Consider the following 15076-nt stretch of genomic DNA (forward strand, 5'->3'; position numbering starts at 1 on the left):
GAGGAAGCCCCCATGAAACACGCAAACGCAGAAATCCTTCGCGAGTACGGCCCGTTTGATGACATCAAAGGCATTCACGGCGTGACCTTCGATGGCCAACAGGTCTGGTTCGCCAGCGACGGACAGCTCAACGCACTGGATCCGACCAGTGGCGAAACCGTGCGCACGCTCAAGGTCGGTGCCGACGGTGGCACCGCCTTCGACGGCCAGCACCTGTACCAGATTGCCGACCGCCACATCCACAAAATCGACCCGGCCACCGGACGCGTACTGCACACCATTCCGGCACCGGGCAATGGTGGTGACTCAGGCATGGCCTGGGCGGACGGCTCGTTATGGGTGGGGCAGTATCGCGAGCGCAAGATTCATCAGATCGATCCGCAGACCGGCGAGATCCAGCGCACGCTGGAGTCGAACCGTTTTGTCACTGGGGTGACCTGGGTGGATGGTGCCTTGTGGCATGGCACTTGGGAGGGAGATGAAAGTGAGCTGCGACATATCGATCCGCAGGACGGTGAGGTGCTCGAGTCGCTGAAGATGCCGGCGGGGCAAGGTGTCTCCGGGCTGGAGGCGGACGGTGCCGATCGTTTCTATTGCGGTGGCGGTGACAGTGGGCGGGTGAGGGCGGTGCGTCGGCCTCAATGATCAAGGTGTCTGCACCGGCCTCTTCGCGAGCAGGCTCGCTCCCACAGTGATTGCGGCTGAACACAAATTTTTTAAACGACTCCAAACCCTGTGGGAGCGAGCCTGCTCGCGATAGCGGAATGTCAGTCACCGCTGTTTCGACGGCGTTCGATACCGTCCGGATTACCGATGTCCAGCAACCTTCTTTCCACCAGGACATTCTCAAGGGCCTGACGCTCGACCGGCGCCATTTGGTGTTCACGTTTTTTCAGCTCCAGCAGAATCGGGCTGGACCAGGTGCGGTAGGTCTGTTCGATGTTGCGACGCGACGTCATCAGTCTCTCCTTGATCAAGAGCCCGGTGTTGCGGGCAGGGGCTCAATCCGATGAGGTATTAACGTTAGACGACAAAGCCGGAAGTCGCGAATGCACCGCGATCCCTTGTAGGCGTTGTTGCGCAAATTAATGGCTCGGCACGATCACGGGTGGCTGCGGTCGTACTCTTCACATGGGCGTATCACTTGTGGAGATCCAATGAGCCAGGAAGTCCTGACCACCGAAACCAACCGCCGCCAGTTGCAGCAGATCATCGCCGGGCTGTCCGACGGGGTGATTCTGCTGGAGCTGGATCAGAGCATTCTCTGGGCCAACGAAGCCGCGCTGGCCATGCACGGTGTCAGCCGGATCACCGATCTTGGCCACAATGCCGACGAATACGCCAAAAAATTCAACCTGCGCTATCGCAACAATCACTCGATCACCGCGGAAAACTACCCGATCAGCCGGGTGGCGCGCTGTGAGAGTTTCAATGACGTGCTGATCGAAGTATCGCCGACCGATGATCCGGAACGTATCTGGGTGCACAGCGTGCGCAGCATGATTCTCACTGATCGCGAAGGGCAGCCCGAGTCGCTGGTGCTGATCATGAGCGACGTCACCGACTGGGCCAACGCCGAGCAGCGCTTCGAAAAGACTTTCAATGCCAACCCCGCGCCGGCGGTGATCTGCCGCCTCAGCGACCTGCGTTACATCAAGGTCAATCCCGGTTTTCTCGAGATGACCGGCTATACCCGCGAGCAAGTGATCGGCACCTCGGCCTATGAAATCGACATCTTCGAGCAGGCCGAGAAAAAGGATCTGGCGATTCAACGTCTGCGTGACGTCGCGACCATTCCGCAGATGCAGGCCGAACTGCGTCTGCCCGATGGCGGCAGCAAGCAAGTGATCGTCGCCGGCCAACCGCTGACGCTCAACGATGAGGATTGCATGCTGTTTTCCTTCGTCGACATGGAGCCGAGGCATAGGGCCGAGGTGGCGTTGCGTCAAAGCGAGGAGCGTTTTGCCAAGGCGTTTCGCTTGACGCCGGTGCCGATCCTGATTTGCAGTGCCGACGAGCAGCAAGTGATCGACGTCAATCAGGCGTTCCTCGAAACCCTGGCCTACGACAGTGAGGACATGCTCGGCAAAACCGTGACGCAGCTGGATTTCATCGATGACAGCGGTGCGCGCACGCGGTTGCTGGCCGCGCTTGAGAAAAACGGTCGAGTGGATCGGGTGGATGTGCGGGTGCGCAAGAAGGATGCGGAACTGCTCGAGTGTGCGCTGTCGGCCGACACTGTGAATATTCAGGACATACCGTGCTATTTGCTGGTGTTGATGGACATCACCGAGCGCAAGCGCACCGAGCTTGAGCTGGTGGCGGCGATTGAAGAGGTGATGAAAGATGCTTCGTGGTTCAGTCGGACGCTGATCGAAAAACTGGCCAATGTGAAGAAGGTCAACTCGCCGCAATTGCCTAGCGTTTCGTTTACCGATCTGACGGCGCGTGAACGTGATGTGCTGGGGTTGATCTGTGAAGGGCTGGCGGACAAGGAGATCGCGGCGCGGCTGAAACTGGCGCCGAACACCGTGCGTAATCATGTCGCGACGGTTTATTCCAAGCTGGATGTGCACAGTCGCAGCGAGGCAATTGTCTGGGCGCGCGAGCGTGGATTGTTTGCCGGGGATTCGAGCGTTAAGGGCCAGCGATAGGGTGCAAATGCACTAGTTGATCTGGTGCAATTTGAGGTGTTGATGTCGGGCGGCTGTTCTTAGTCTGTTGGGGTGCGGTGCGAGCCTTTTGAGGTTTGTGGTCGCGTCCCTTCGAAGTTGCTAAAGGAACAGCCGCAATGATGAATCTTGTGCAGTTGCGCGCACAGCTTGAGCGTAGTTTTTCGCCGCTGGCGTGTGAGTGTCTGGTCGATGGTGATCATTCGCTGACGGTGAAGCTGTATCACCCGGTGTCGGGGCAGGTGGATCTGGTGATCAGCGGGTTGAAGCTTGATGCGTTGCGTACGCCTGAGGCTGTTGAGGCGTTGGTTGAAGAGTTGCGGTATGAGCTTGAGAGCAATTCTTTGCGTTTGTTTCGGGATCCGGATTTGGCTTAGGGCTTTTAGGCTTGGCGGCCTTTGGGCCGACCATGCTCTTGGGGTTTTGGGTGTATATCCGTTTCTTCGGGTGCTGCGGCTGGCGGTTCCGCTCTTACAGCGGGTCACTTTTTCAAACGCCAAAAAGTAACCAAAAGGCTGGGCCCCGGCGTTCGGCCCACTCGCTAAAGCTCGGGGTTCCTTCGTTCCGGGATCGATCCGGGGGCAGCGCCTACGGTTTGCTTCGCTGCACCTCCTCTCGCTGTGTTTGGCTTCGCCAAACGGTCGCTGCGCTCCCACCCCCGGATCAATCCCTCCACTCAGCCTGCCGAAGGGGCCAGCACGGCAAGATCAAGAGCTGCAGCCGAGCTAACGCTCATCCTGTTGAGTGGTGAGGAGCCGAGGCGATGCGAGGTGGGAGGTGCCTTGCTTTTGCTTTTCTGTGGGAGCGAGCCTGCTCGCGAAGGCGGCCTGACAGCCGACCTGTTTTTTGCAGATGTACTCGGTTCCACTGTGGGAGCGAGCTTGCTCGCGAAGGCGGCCTGACAGCCGACCTGTTTTTTGCAGATGTACTCGGTTCCACTGTGGGAGCGAGCCTGCTCGCGAAGGCGGCCTGACAGCCGACCTGTTTTTTGCAGATGTACTCGGTTCCACTGTGGGAGCGAGCTTGCTCGCGAAGGCGGCCTGACAGCCGAGCTGTTTTTTGCAGATGTACTCGGTTCCACTGTGGGAGCGAGCCTGCTCGCGAAGGCGGCCTGACAGCCGACCTGTTTTGTGCAGATGTACTCGGTTCCACTGTGGGAGCGAGCCTGCTCGGGAAGGCGGCCTGACAGCCGACCTGTTTTTTGCAGATGTACTCGGTTCCACTGTGGGAGCGAGCTTGCTCGCGAAGGCGGCCTGACAGCCGACCTGTTTTTTGCAGATGTACTCGGTTCCACTGTGGGAGCGAGCCTGCTCGCGAAGGCGGCCTGACAGCCGAGCTGTTTTTTGCAGATGTACTCGGTTCCACTGTGGGAGCGAGCCTGCTCGCGAAGGCGGCCTGACAGCCGACCTGTTTTTTGCAGATGTACTCGGTTCCACTGTGGGAGCGAGCTTGCTCGCGAAGGCGGCCTGTCTGGCAAAGCGAATCCCAGCCTGCCAACCCTCGCTGATTCCAACGCAAAATCGACAGCCATACCCCTCCGATCCGGCCGATTCACTGGCGCTTGCGGGGGCCTCGGCTATAAAGAATGAGTGGTCAGGTCTTCCGTGGTCGGTTCGGTCGCGGGAGTTGCTCTTCCATTCATCGCGGATCGTCCTATGAACCTTCTTGGGAAACGCGTGTTGCCGTTGGCTTTTTTTGCTGTGTTGCTGGCGGGTTGTGCCAGTCCACCGCCACCTCCACCGGTAGCGCCACCTCCGCCACCGGAACGTACTTGCCAGGTCCTCGAAAACACCGAGGTCGCCGGTGACGTGTACGCCGACGGGCAGGTTACTCGACACATCACTACAACCCGTTGCGTCACGCAGTAGCGCCGGCGGGGCGTAAGTCCCGGGTTGAGCGGATTGTGCTGGTGGCCGACCTGGTCGGCACGGCGGTGTTTGCTGTCGAGGGTGCGATTGCGGCAATGCGCAGTCAGCTCGATTTGCTCGGGGTGATGGTGATTGCGTTTATCGTCGCCCTTGGCGGCGGGGTCACCCGTGATCTTTTGATTGGTGCGACGCCACCCAATGCCGTGGCCGATTGGCGTTACCCGGCGCTGGCGTTTTTCATGGGCGGGTTGGCGTTTGTCTTTCATGAGCAGGTGCTGGGTTGGTCTGGATCGACGCTGATTGTGCTCGACGCTGCGGGGTTGGCATTGTTCGCCGTGGCGGGTGCGCAGAAAGCGTTGAATTTCGGCATTACGCCGTTTGTGGCGATGCTGATGGGCACGATCACGGGGGTTGGCGGCGGGGTGATTCGCGACATTGTGCTGGCGCGGATACCGGTGGTGTTGCAGGTGGATTTGTATGCGAGTTCGGCGTTTGTCGGTGCGGCGGTGTTGATCGTTGCGCGCAGGCTGGGCGTTTCGCCGGTAGCGGCGGCATTGCTGGCGGGGGCGGGGTGTTTGACGTTGCGTTTGCTGTCGGTGCATTTCGGCTGGCAATTGCCGAAAGTCATCGCCTGATACAAAACTCTTGTAGGAGTGAGCCTGCTCGCGATAGCGGTGTGTCAGATCATAAATGTTGACTGACACACCGCTATCGCGAGCAGGCTCACTCCTACAGGGGGTTATGTATTTGCTTTGGGGATCAGGACAGGAACCCACCGTCGACGTTGAGCGCAACCCCGGTGGTGTAGCTCGACGCATCACTGGCCAGGTACAACACCGCACCGGCCATTTCACTCGGATCCGCCACACGCTTGAGCGGAATCTGCGTCAGTGCTTGCTTGAGGATCGCGTCGTTCTTCACCAGTGCCGAGGCGAACTTGGTGTCGGTCAGGCCCGGCAGCAGGGCGTTGCAGCGGATGCCAAACTGCGCGCATTCCTTGGCGAAGACCTTGGTCATGTTGATCACCGCCGCTTTGGTCACCGAGTAGATGCCCTGGAAGATCCCCGGCGAAATGCCGTTGATCGACGCGACGTTGATGATGCTGCCGCCACCGTTTTCGCGCATCAGTTTGCCGGCTTCGACCGACATGAAGAAGTAGCCGCGAATGTTCACGTCGACGGTCTTCTGGAACGCGCTCAGGTCAGTGTCCAGCACGTTGCAGAATTGCGGGTTGGTCGCAGCATTGTTGACCAGAATGTCGAGGCGGCCGAACTGTTCCTTGATTCCGGCGAAGACTTGGCTGATCTGCTCCATTTCACCGATGTGGCAAGCCACGGCTGTTGCCTTGCCGCCAGCGGCGATAATCGCGTCGGCAACGTGTTGGCAGCCGTCGAGTTTGCGGCTCGAGACGATAACGTGGGCACCTTGCTGGGCCAACAGTTTGGCGATGGCTTCACCGATGCCACGGCTGGCGCCGGAAACGAAAGCGATCTTGCCGTCGAGGTCGAACAACTGAGTCTTGGACATAAGGGTTCCTTGGTGTGGGCCGTCAGAGGCTCGATTTCGCAATGACTTGCAGGCTCATCTGCTCCAGCAGTTTGTTCATGTGAATGAACTGCGCGAAGCGTTTGTCCTGGGTCTGGCCATGGTAGAAGCGGTAGTAGATCTGCTGCACGATGCCGGCCAGGCGGAACAGGCCGTAGGTGTAGTAGAAGTCGAAATTGTCGATCTGGAGGCCCGAGCGTTCGGCGTAGTAATCGACGAATTCGCGGCGCGTGAGCATGCCCGGCGCGTGGCTCGGCTGGCGGCGCATCAGTTGCACCGGCGCCGGGTCGTCCGCCTCTATCCAATAGGCGAGGGTGTTGCCCAGGTCCATCAGCGGGTCGCCGAGGGTGGTCAGTTCCCAGTCGAGCACGCCGATGATCTGCATCGGGTTGTGCGGGTCGAGAATGACGTTGTCGAAGCGGTAGTCGTTGTGGACGATGCTTGAGGTCGGGTGGTCGGCCGGCATCTTGTCGTTGAGCCAGGCTTTGACCTTTTCCCAATGCGGCGCATCCGGGGTCAGGGCTTTCTCATAGCGCTCGCTCCAGCCTTTGATCTGGCGGGCAACGTAGCCTTCCGGCTTGCCCAGGTCGCCGAGGCCGCAGGCGTTGTAGTCGACGCGGTGCAGTTCTACAAAACGGTCGATGAAGCTTTTGCACAGCGCTTCGGTTTTTGCCGAATCGAGGCCCAGTTCCGGCGGCAGTTCCGAGCGCAGGATGATCCCTTTGACCCGTTCCATCACATAGAACTCGGCGCCGATCACCGATTCGTCGATGCAGTGCACGTAGGCTTTCGGGCAATACGGGAAGCCGTCACGCAATTGATTGAGGATGCGGAATTCGCGGCCCATGTCGTGGGCCGATTTGGCCTTGTGGCCGAACGGCGGACGGCGCAGGACGAATTCCTGTTCCGGGTATTCCAGCAGGTAGGTCAGGTTCGACGCACCGCCGGGGAACTGGCTGATCGCAGGCTGGCCGCTGAGGCCCGGAATATGTGCCTTGAGGTACGGATCGATCAGGCTGGCATCGAGTTCTTCGCCAGAGCGGATACGGGTGGACTGGTCAGTAAGCGCCATGCTTATCCCTTCTGCTTATTTTGGAGGCCAGACATCATTGGCTAATCTAATGGGGCGCTCGGGCGGTCACAAGCGCGGGTCGGTCTTATAGGTTAGCGTGTTGCCGGATAATCACCTTTGGGAATGTGCGCGACGGGCTGCGGCAGACTAAGGTTTAGCGGGTATGCCATGGTCGAAAAGGAGCTTTGAAATGGGCTGTCCGCAAGTCTGTGCCACGGCCACGTTGCAGTGCAGCTTCGGTGCCGCGCCGTCGATGCTCAATGTGTTGCCGGTCAACCGCACGCTGACCGGCGGGATGCCGGCGGCGAACATCATGGATCACATTCCGCTGGTCAACATCCTGCCGTTCGGTGTGTGCATGAGCATGGCCAATCCGATGGTGGCCGCTGCGACCGCGGCCGCGTTGGGGGTGTTGACGCCAATGCCGTGTATTCCGGCGACGGCCACGCCGTGGATTCCCGGCGGGGCGCCGACGTTGCTGTTGGGAGGGATGCCAGCGATCGATGCCAACTCGACGTTGATGTGCAACTGGGCGGGCGTGATCAAGATTGTGGTGCCGGGGCAGATGCAGATGTTGATTCCCTGAACCGCTACCCTCACCCCAGCCCTCTCCCGGAGGGAGAGGGAGCCGACCGAGGTGTCTTTCGTTGTACGTCGACCTGAACGACCGAGTCGATTATCAGCACTGACTCGGCCTATCCAAGGAACGGGTCGATTATGGATTCACTGCATATCCTTCACGTCGGTGAACCTCTTCAATATCCCCCAGTCGGTCCCCTCTCCCTCAGGGAGAGGGCTAGGGTGAGGGGCTCTTCAGGCCTGCTGCGGATCCGCCCACTGCCGATACCACCAGCGCACCCGCGAAATCGGCTTGCCATCCGCACCCAATGGCCGCCCGTCCTCGGCAAAACCTTGCTCCGGCTCCAGCAGTTGGCCATTCACATAGCGCGCTTCCACCGCCGGTTTGCCATTCGGATGAAAGCGCTGATAACGCCCCTCACGTACGCCATCGCGATAGAATTCCGCCTCCGCCACTTGCCCATCCGGGAAGTAATTGAACGCTTCGCCATGCAACAACCCGCGCCGATACGTCGCCTTGCGCTGCAGAAAACCTTCTGGCGCATAAAAGCTGGCCACCCCCTGCAGCTTGTCGCGCACAAACGGCATCTGCGCGCAGACCTTGCCGTTGGGGTGATAGAGCAACGACGTGCCTTGCAGCTCGCCCTGGCTGTAATGCAGATCGGCTTGTTTGCGCCCGTCATCCTTGATGTTCAACGGGCCATCGAGTTGACCGTCCTGCAAGCGCCCCTTGAGCTGTTTGTCATTCTGCTGAAGATCCAGCGGTGTGATCGCCATGGCTGCTCCTTGTCAGTTGACCTGCACCAGACCGCCCTTGATGGTCAGCATGCCGCCGCCATCCACGGTCTGCGAGGCTGCGCCCTTGTTGGTCAGGCTGATGCCGGCGTCGTTGGTCAGCGTGGTTCCGGCCTTGTTGTCCAGTGAAGTACCGGCCTGATTGGTCAAGGCCGTTCCAGCCTTGTGGGTGATCGAGGTGCTGGCGGACGTCGCCAGATCGGCGCCGCTCTTGATCGTGAAGCTGCCGCCACTTTGCAGGGTCAGGGTGCCGCTGACCTTGATCGTCAGGTTGCCGTCGACCGTCAGGCTGTAATCACCGGTGACCTTGTCGGTGTAATTGCCGCCGGTGCTGTGATTCTGGTCGGCGCCGACTTTCACCGTGCGGCTGTCCTTTACATCGAGGCTGTCGCTGCCGGTCTGAATCGTGACGCTGCGTTTGCCTTTTTCCAGCGTCACCGTCTCGTCGCCGTCCTTCACTGTGCGGGTGCGCGCGTTCTGCACGGTGAGGGTTTCGTCGTGGCCGACGGTGGCGGTAGTGTCGTTGAGCACGTTGAAGTTGAAATCCTTCTGCGCCTGCAAGAACACTTCTTCAGCGTCCTTTTTGTCCTCGAAGCGCAATTCGTTGAAACCGCCGCCACCCTTGGACGACTGAGTCTTGATCCCCGATTGCGTCTGATTGGCCGGGAGGGCATAGGGCAGGGCGTTGTCGCCGTTATAAACGCAACCGGTGACCAGTGGCCGGTCCGGATCACCGTCGATAAACGTGACGATGACTTCCTGGCCGATGCGCGGGATGAACTGCATGCCGAAGCCTTTGCCGCTCCAAGGCAACACCACGCGCACCCAGCAGGAGCTGGTTTCATCGTTCTTGCCGTCGCGATCCCACGGGAACTGCAACTTGATCCGGCCGTATTCGTCGGTCCAGATTTCCTCACCGGATTTACCGACGACGATTGCAGTCTGCGGATGCATGCGCGGCTTTGGCGTCACACGTTGCGGGCGAAACGGCGTGGCTTTGGGGATGGCTTCGAAGCGGTTGCGATAACTGTCGTGGCTGGCGTCATGGGTGACTCGCGTCACCACCCAATCGATGTTCAGACTGGCATCGTCGTGCCCGTCGAGGGTGAACCAGTGCCCCGGCACCAGCCATCGACAATCGCTTTCCCCGACAAAGCGTTTCTCTTCGCTGCGCAAGCCGTCAACCCGTTGCTTGGTCAGCGCATCACCGCGCGCCTTGGCGTTGTAGCCGCCCGGATGCTCGTAGATCGAAAGCGGCCCGGCCACAGCTTCGGCCTGGTCGTACAGTGAGGTTGTCGGCGTGGTGAACTCATAATCCGTCGCCCGATACACCCCGGCCACAGCTTGCAGGCACACCTGCCCGGAGCGAATGCCGTGCAACTCACGCTCACCCAGACCTTGCCCCAAATACTTGACCGTCGGCCCGTTGGGGATCTGTACGAAGGCATCGTTGCTGTCGCCGAGCACCAGCGTGTGCTTGCCTTCATCGTGGGTGAAGAACCAGAAGATGCCTTCTTCTTCCATTAACCGCGAGACGAAGGCGAAATCGGTTTCGCCGTACTGCACGCAGTATTCGCGAGGGGTGTAACTGCCGGTCAGCGAGAGTTTGAAATCGGTGAAGCCGTGAGCCTTGAAAATCGTCGTGACGATGTCCGACGTGGCGAGGTTCTGGAATACCCGGTTGTTGCTCGCGAGGGTCAGCCACCACAGCCACGGTCTGAGCAGGATCTTATAGCGCTCGGCTGTGGCATCGGCGGGCAGTTGGCGGATCTCGGCTACCAGTGCGTCGAACTCGCGCATCTGCGCATCGTTGTGCAGAGTGGTGGTGACGTGGGTAGCGATAGCGCTGGTCAGCGTAAGAGAAGTGCCGTCGTTGAGACCGTTGAGGGTTTGTGAACCCAATATGTTCAGGGCTTCGTCGCCTGAAAACGACTCAGGGAACAGCGCCGACAGCGAAGTGGCGGTGAGTGAAATCGTAGTGCTGCTGTCGGTGGCGCGAGGCATGAATTGGCCTTTGGTGAGCTTTCAGTTCATGGAGGACGGTGACGATTTTTTCCGCTGGCAGCACTCACGGCGTGGTGTAGTGATTGCCGTTTCTGTATTCAATTTGAATGGGCGCTGTTTCAGTCGTTGCATTGAACGCAATCATTGAAGTAAATCCCTGATTGGGGATCATGACGTTGATCTTTACATTATATATTTGCGCAATGATCGCTATTTCTATACCTCCACCCCAAGTTCCGGATAGTCGCATGTTTGTAATGTACGCCACCGTGATGCCCCAGGTTTCACAGAAGGCCGGGTTGTTATCCATGTACAAGCAAACGTAGTTTCTGAGGTCCTCGTGTGATATTCCATGCATACCCCTTTGCTGAAGACATCTTGAGAGCGTATGGAACAAACAGTTGCCATCTGTGGGTATTCCATTTTCATCACGAGATTCACTGATTGGTAGTCGCGGAAGATCTGATGAAAAACCGTTGCTTTTCTTGAGTAACTCGATGTCCTTGGGTGAAATCAGGTCAGTGTCTATCGTGCTGAATATGCCGAACCATGGTGCGTCGGAAGGCGCGTTAAGGGCTTCATTTTTCTTGGTTTTGGCTTTGATGATGAGATTGACGACTTTGAATGTACGACGAGTGGTCTGAAATATGCTTAGAGGGGAGCGGGCGAGGTTTTTGTTGGAAGCCTTGATTGTTCCCTTGTTGGTCCAACCATTGGATTGAGTCTGGCCAATACCCCAAGACATGTCGCCGCTTTCCGCCTTTCCGGTTGACCACCCGTGGGTGTAAAGCTCCTTGATCCATTGGGGAGCATAAACTTCGACGAGTACCGCATAGTTACTACGCCCGAACATTTTGTTGAGGTAGGCTTTGCTGTAGTTGCGGAATGATGCGAATCCCTGATGGCCAGCGGCGGATAACACGGTGCCGAACCGGAACGCCTCGAACTCTTCGGCGGTCATCGCCCGATAGAAACAGGTTTGGTTCTCAGCGGAATTCAGCGGAGTGGAATCATCGAAACGAGCAGGTGCAGAGTAAATGGTGTACTCCAGCGGTTTGCTTTGATGGGGGTCGATGGTTAGCCGAAACTCATCAATAATGCTTTCGATCGTAATTATCTTTTTGAAGTTGCACATGATGCACCGCTTCTCGGTTGGGGATGGGAGGGACTGTTTGTTTATTTATGGGTAGACGTTGTCAGCGCTTACCCGATGTCCATCATGTCGGGAGTCCAGTCAATATCCATTGCTTCGCTGACTTCGGCGTCAATCTCCATTTCGTTATAGGAAAATTTCACCTGCTGGTTTTTGCTGCTATCCCAGTAGTAAGTAACTTTTGCGAATGACTGTTGATGAAGATGTTTGCCCCCTGGCGTGCGGGTTGTTTTTCGACCTGTATGGGCGCCTGCATTTTTAACGACACTATTGTTCATTGTTCTGCCGTGCATGGTGGTGTACAGGTTGTACTTGTTTCCAAGCAGCTTATGTAGCCTGCCGACGAAGCTGTCATAAGAGGGCTGAAAAACTTTTTCGGTGGTGGATTGATCTGTGCCGAGTGCCAATTTGCACGAAGTCACCGAAATGACGTCTGGCAAGTTGGTGCCGAGCCCACACTCACTGAGATACCAGGCAACCTGATCAACGGAGAATGATCCCAGCGTTTGCTTGGAATGACTGCCATGACCACGCACGTAGAGACGCCATGGCCCCATCGTTCCGGACGCTGTCTGTGCGACGGTTTGAGGGGATGTTGTATTGGCAATGAACGAGTGCGAAGTGACCCCGGTTGTATTTCCTTTGGCGATTATGGAGTTCGTCCCGTTATTGATGGTGTCGTCACCGTGTCCTGAAAGGAAAGACAGGAGGACTTGCGATAGGTATTTGGACATTTTTTATCTGCCGCTGGATGGTTGAAAGGCCCGTCTGGACGGGAGCATCGCTGAGAATGAACCGCTGTTAGCACGCAACTACTGAGATTGGTTTCTCCCTATCACGTCAAGCTATTCCAACACCCACTCTGCCAACTTCCCCGTCACCTGCGTCATCAACACATTCTCGACATCCCGCGCACCCGCCGCGCTGCACTTGGCGAGCACCGCTTTGACAATTCCCGAATCAAACTCGAACTGTTTGCCGGTCGCTGCCTTGTAGCGGCCACGCAACTTCTCAAGTTTGGCGAGCACAATCCCTTCCAGCGTCGCCTCATCCAGCGGCCGATAGGCAACCACGGTCATGCGCGCCAGAAACGCCGGGCGGAAGGCTTGCAGCAGGACCTTGTGCAGGGCTTCGTTGAAGGCTTCGGAGCCGAGTTGTGCAACCGGCGTATCAAGTAGAAGCTCAGCGCCGACGTTGCTGGTGGCGAGCATCACGGTGTTCTTGAAATCGACCACCAACCCGGTGCCGTCCTCCATCAAGCCCTTATCGAACACGTTGTAAAACGCCTCGAGCACATCCGGGTGTGCCTTCTCGATCTCATCCAGCAACACCACCGAATAGGGTTTGCGCCGCACCGCTTCGGTCAGCACACCGCCGCTGCCATAACCGACATAACCCGGTGGTGCGCCTTTGAGTTGGCTGACGGTGTGGGCTTCCTGATATTCCGAAAGATTGATGCTGATCAGGTTGCGTTCACCGCCGTACAACGCATCGGCCAGGGCATAAGCGGTTTCGGTTTTGCCCACGCCCGTGGGGCCGACCAACAGGAACACACCGACTGGTTTTTGCGGGTCGGTGAGTCCGGCGCGGTAGGCTTGCAAGCGTTGTGCGATGGTATTGAGCGCGGTGCTTTGGCCCATCACCCGCTGGCCCATGCGCTGGCCGAGGGTGCGCACAGCGTGGGCTTCGTCGGCAAGCATTTTGCCGACGGGGATGCCGGTCCAGCCGGCAATCACGGCGGCGACGGTTTTGGTGTCGACCTGTTCCGGCACCAGTGGATCGTCCTGACGAATCGCGTCGAGTCCGGCCTCAAGGCGCAACAGCTCGGCGGCGAGATGATCGATGCGGCTGTCGGTGGCTTCATCGGGTTTGTCGCTGTCGGCACGTTCGCTCAAGGTCAGCAGTTCACGACGCGTGTCGAGCAGTTCGCGTACGGCTACGCGCTCTTCGCCCCAGCGGGTTTCCAGTTCGCGGATGGCTTGCACATTGGTCTTCGATTCACTTTCCAGCAGCGTGATGCGTTCGCGGTAGTCCAGCCCGGTGGCCTGTTCGCGGCGCAGACGGTCGACTTCTTCTTTCAGACTTTGCTGGCGGTGGCGCAGGCTCTCCAGCGGCGGCGGCACATCATGCTGGCCGAGGGCGACGCGGGCGCACGCGGTGTCGAGCACGCTGATGGCTTTGTCCGGTAACTGGCGGCCGGAAATGTAGCGGTGCGAGAGCTTCACCGCTTCATGAATAGCGGCATCGAGCACCTGTACGCCATGGTGCTGTTCAAGTTTGGCGGCCACGCCGCGAAGCATTTCCACGGCAGTGATTTCGTCCGGTTCTTCAACCTGCACCAGTTGAAAGCGGCGGGCGAGGGCAGGGTCTTTCTCGAAATATTTTTTGTATTCCATCCACGTCGTGGCAGCGAGGGTGCGCAACTCACCCCGAGCCAGCGCCGGTTTCAGCAGGTTGGCGGCATCGCTGCCACCCTCGGCACCGCCAGCACCGATCAGGGTATGGGCTTCGTCGATGAACAGGATGATCGGTTTGTCGGCACTGCGCACGGCGTCAATCACGCCCTTCAAGCGCTGTTCGAATTCACCTTTGACCCCGGCACCGGCCTGCAACAGACCGAGGTCGAGCACCCGCAGGCTGACTTCCTGCAACGACGGCGGCACATCCCCGGCAGCGATACGCAGGGCCAGGCCTTCGACCACGGCGGTTTTACCCACACCCGGTGCGCCGACCAGAATCGGATTGTTTTGCCGACGGCGCAGCAGAATGTCGATGCACTGGCGAATCTCACCGTCGCGACCCACGATCGGATCAATGCGCCCGGCATGCGCGTCGGCCGTCAGGTCCTGGGTGTATTGATCGAGCACCGAGTCCCGGCGTGGGGCTGAATTGGCCGATGAACCCGGACGCGCACCGACATGTTCACGAGAGTTTTCCGTCCATTCCAGCAGATTCGCCCTGAGTGCTTCCTTGGGAATCCGCAGCAACGACGAGGCGCTGTTGAGCAACAAGCTGCGGCGCTCATCGCGATCGATCAACGCCAACAACAGCAGCCCGGAACGAATGCTGTCGAGCCCCAGCACACTGGCCTGCACCACTGCATCTTCGAGCAAACCGAGGGTGTGCGACGACAGCGCCGGTGTGCGCGTACTGCCCGCCTTGAACAGGTCCAGCGCCTTGTTGATCTCCGCCGTGAGCGCATCACGTTCCAGGCCGAAACGCGGCAGCAGAAAAGCCAAATCACCGCTCTCGATGTCGAGCAGTTCCAGCAACAGATGTTCGATCTCGACAAAGTGATGGCCGCGTTGCAAACAGCGCTGCGCGGCGCGTTCGAGGGCGCGACGGTTGTCCGGGTTGAGGCGTCCGATCAGGCTGGCCAGTTCCATGT

General features: G+C 58.7%; 13 protein-coding genes. 5 read left to right on the forward strand and 8 right to left on the reverse strand.

Annotated features, from left to right (window positions below; all coding sequences use genetic code 11):
* The first annotated feature begins 12 nt into the window (after window positions 1-12).
* The gene (locus AB4N44_RS28415) at window positions 13-645 is read left to right on the forward strand and encodes a Vgb family protein (RefSeq protein ID WP_127926737.1); all 633 of its coding nucleotides are present in this window, start codon (window positions 13-15) and stop codon (window positions 643-645) included.
* A gap of 122 nt (window positions 646-767) precedes the next feature.
* Here AB4N44_RS28415 and AB4N44_RS28420 read toward each other — a convergent pair whose 3' ends face one another.
* A complete protein-coding gene (locus AB4N44_RS28420; RefSeq protein WP_038366183.1) occupies window positions 768-959 on the reverse strand; it encodes a hypothetical protein in 192 nt (63 codons plus the stop codon).
* A 198-nt stretch (window positions 960-1157) separates the two neighbouring features.
* Here AB4N44_RS28420 and AB4N44_RS28425 point away from each other — a divergent pair, with 198 nt between their 5' ends.
* The 3 genes from AB4N44_RS28425 (at window position 1158) to AB4N44_RS28435 (ending at window position 5175) form a co-directional block, all read left to right on the forward strand.
* Entirely contained in the window at window positions 1158-2654 is a 1497-nt protein-coding gene (locus AB4N44_RS28425) for a helix-turn-helix transcriptional regulator (RefSeq protein WP_460111056.1), read from the forward strand.
* 137 nt (window positions 2655-2791) lie between these two features.
* On the forward strand, window positions 2792-3049 hold the full coding sequence (locus tag AB4N44_RS28430; RefSeq protein ID WP_150650731.1) for a DUF1652 domain-containing protein: 258 nt from the start codon (window positions 2792-2794) through the stop codon (window positions 3047-3049).
* Window positions 3050-4581: 1532 nt separating this feature from the next.
* Complete coding sequence (locus AB4N44_RS28435) at window positions 4582-5175, forward strand: trimeric intracellular cation channel family protein (protein WP_460111054.1); 594 nt, start codon at window positions 4582-4584, stop codon at window positions 5173-5175.
* 124 nt (window positions 5176-5299) lie between these two features.
* On the opposite strand, the gene AB4N44_RS28440 is transcribed toward AB4N44_RS28435, so the two are convergent.
* The gene (locus tag AB4N44_RS28440) at window positions 5300-6067 is read right to left on the reverse strand and encodes an SDR family oxidoreductase (RefSeq protein WP_034152479.1); all 768 of its coding nucleotides are present in this window, start codon (window positions 6065-6067) and stop codon (window positions 5300-5302) included.
* Between the two features lie 22 nt (window positions 6068-6089).
* Window positions 6090-7157 carry a phosphotransferase family protein gene (locus AB4N44_RS28445; protein ID WP_150751799.1) on the reverse strand — a complete coding sequence of 356 codons (1068 nt, stop codon included), beginning with the start codon at window positions 7155-7157 and terminating at the stop codon, window positions 6090-6092.
* A 190-nt stretch (window positions 7158-7347) separates the two neighbouring features.
* On the opposite strand from AB4N44_RS28445, the gene AB4N44_RS28450 reads away from it, so the two are divergent.
* Window positions 7348-7743 carry a DUF4280 domain-containing protein gene (locus AB4N44_RS28450; RefSeq protein ID WP_007911072.1) on the forward strand — a complete coding sequence of 132 codons (396 nt, stop codon included), beginning with the start codon at window positions 7348-7350 and terminating at the stop codon, window positions 7741-7743.
* A 227-nt stretch (window positions 7744-7970) separates the two neighbouring features.
* Here AB4N44_RS28450 and AB4N44_RS28455 read toward each other — a convergent pair whose 3' ends face one another.
* The 5 genes from AB4N44_RS28455 to tssH all read right to left on the reverse strand — a co-directional run bounded on the left by AB4N44_RS28455 (window position 7971) and on the right by tssH (window position 15074).
* Window positions 7971-8513, reverse strand: coding sequence for a toxin-antitoxin system YwqK family antitoxin (locus tag AB4N44_RS28455; RefSeq protein WP_150751800.1), 543 nt, complete (start codon window positions 8511-8513; stop codon window positions 7971-7973).
* A 12-nt stretch (window positions 8514-8525) separates the two neighbouring features.
* Window positions 8526-10535, reverse strand: a complete 2010-nt coding sequence (locus AB4N44_RS28460) for a type VI secretion system Vgr family protein (protein ID WP_460111051.1) — start codon at window positions 10533-10535, stop codon at window positions 8526-8528.
* Between the two features lie 64 nt (window positions 10536-10599).
* Window positions 10600-11670 carry an OTU domain-containing protein gene (locus tag AB4N44_RS28465; protein ID WP_150751802.1) on the reverse strand — a complete coding sequence of 357 codons (1071 nt, stop codon included), beginning with the start codon at window positions 11668-11670 and terminating at the stop codon, window positions 10600-10602.
* A 68-nt stretch (window positions 11671-11738) separates the two neighbouring features.
* Window positions 11739-12422, reverse strand: coding sequence for a hypothetical protein (locus AB4N44_RS28470; protein ID WP_174245056.1), 684 nt, complete (start codon window positions 12420-12422; stop codon window positions 11739-11741).
* Window positions 12423-12533: 111 nt separating this feature from the next.
* A complete protein-coding gene (gene tssH, locus AB4N44_RS28475) occupies window positions 12534-15074 on the reverse strand; it encodes a type VI secretion system ATPase TssH (RefSeq protein ID WP_460111049.1) in 2541 nt (846 codons plus the stop codon).
* Between the last annotated feature and the right edge of the window lie 2 nt (window positions 15075-15076).

It is taken from the genome of Pseudomonas sp. S3_C06, from assembly GCF_054667675.1.

Bases quoted from the DNA above. Each gene is read 5' to 3' on its own strand.
- AB4N44_RS28440 (WP_034152479.1), bottom strand. From the start codon at position 6,067: ATGTCCAAGACTCAGTTGTTCGACCTCGACGGCAAGATCGCTTTCGTT.
- AB4N44_RS28445 (WP_150751799.1), bottom strand. From the start codon at position 7,157: ATGGCGCTTACTGACCAGTCCACCCGTATCCGCTCTGGCGAAGAACTC.
- AB4N44_RS28460 (WP_460111051.1), bottom strand. From the start codon at position 10,535: ATGCCTCGCGCCACCGACAGCAGCACTACGATTTCACTCACCGCCACT.
- AB4N44_RS28425 (WP_460111056.1), top strand. From the start codon at position 1,158: ATGAGCCAGGAAGTCCTGACCACCGAAACCAACCGCCGCCAGTTGCAG.
- AB4N44_RS28430 (WP_150650731.1), top strand. From the start codon at position 2,792: ATGATGAATCTTGTGCAGTTGCGCGCACAGCTTGAGCGTAGTTTTTCG.
- AB4N44_RS28415 (WP_127926737.1), top strand. From the start codon at position 13: ATGAAACACGCAAACGCAGAAATCCTTCGCGAGTACGGCCCGTTTGAT.
- tssH (WP_460111049.1), bottom strand. From the start codon at position 15,074: ATGGAACTGGCCAGCCTGATCGGACGCCTCAACCCGGACAACCGTCGC.
- AB4N44_RS28420 (WP_038366183.1), bottom strand. From the start codon at position 959: ATGACGTCGCGTCGCAACATCGAACAGACCTACCGCACCTGGTCCAGC.
- AB4N44_RS28470 (WP_174245056.1), bottom strand. From the start codon at position 12,422: ATGTCCAAATACCTATCGCAAGTCCTCCTGTCTTTCCTTTCAGGACAC.
- AB4N44_RS28465 (WP_150751802.1), bottom strand. From the start codon at position 11,670: ATGTGCAACTTCAAAAAGATAATTACGATCGAAAGCATTATTGATGAG.
- AB4N44_RS28450 (WP_007911072.1), top strand. From the start codon at position 7,348: ATGGGCTGTCCGCAAGTCTGTGCCACGGCCACGTTGCAGTGCAGCTTC.
- AB4N44_RS28455 (WP_150751800.1), bottom strand. From the start codon at position 8,513: ATGGCGATCACACCGCTGGATCTTCAGCAGAATGACAAACAGCTCAAG.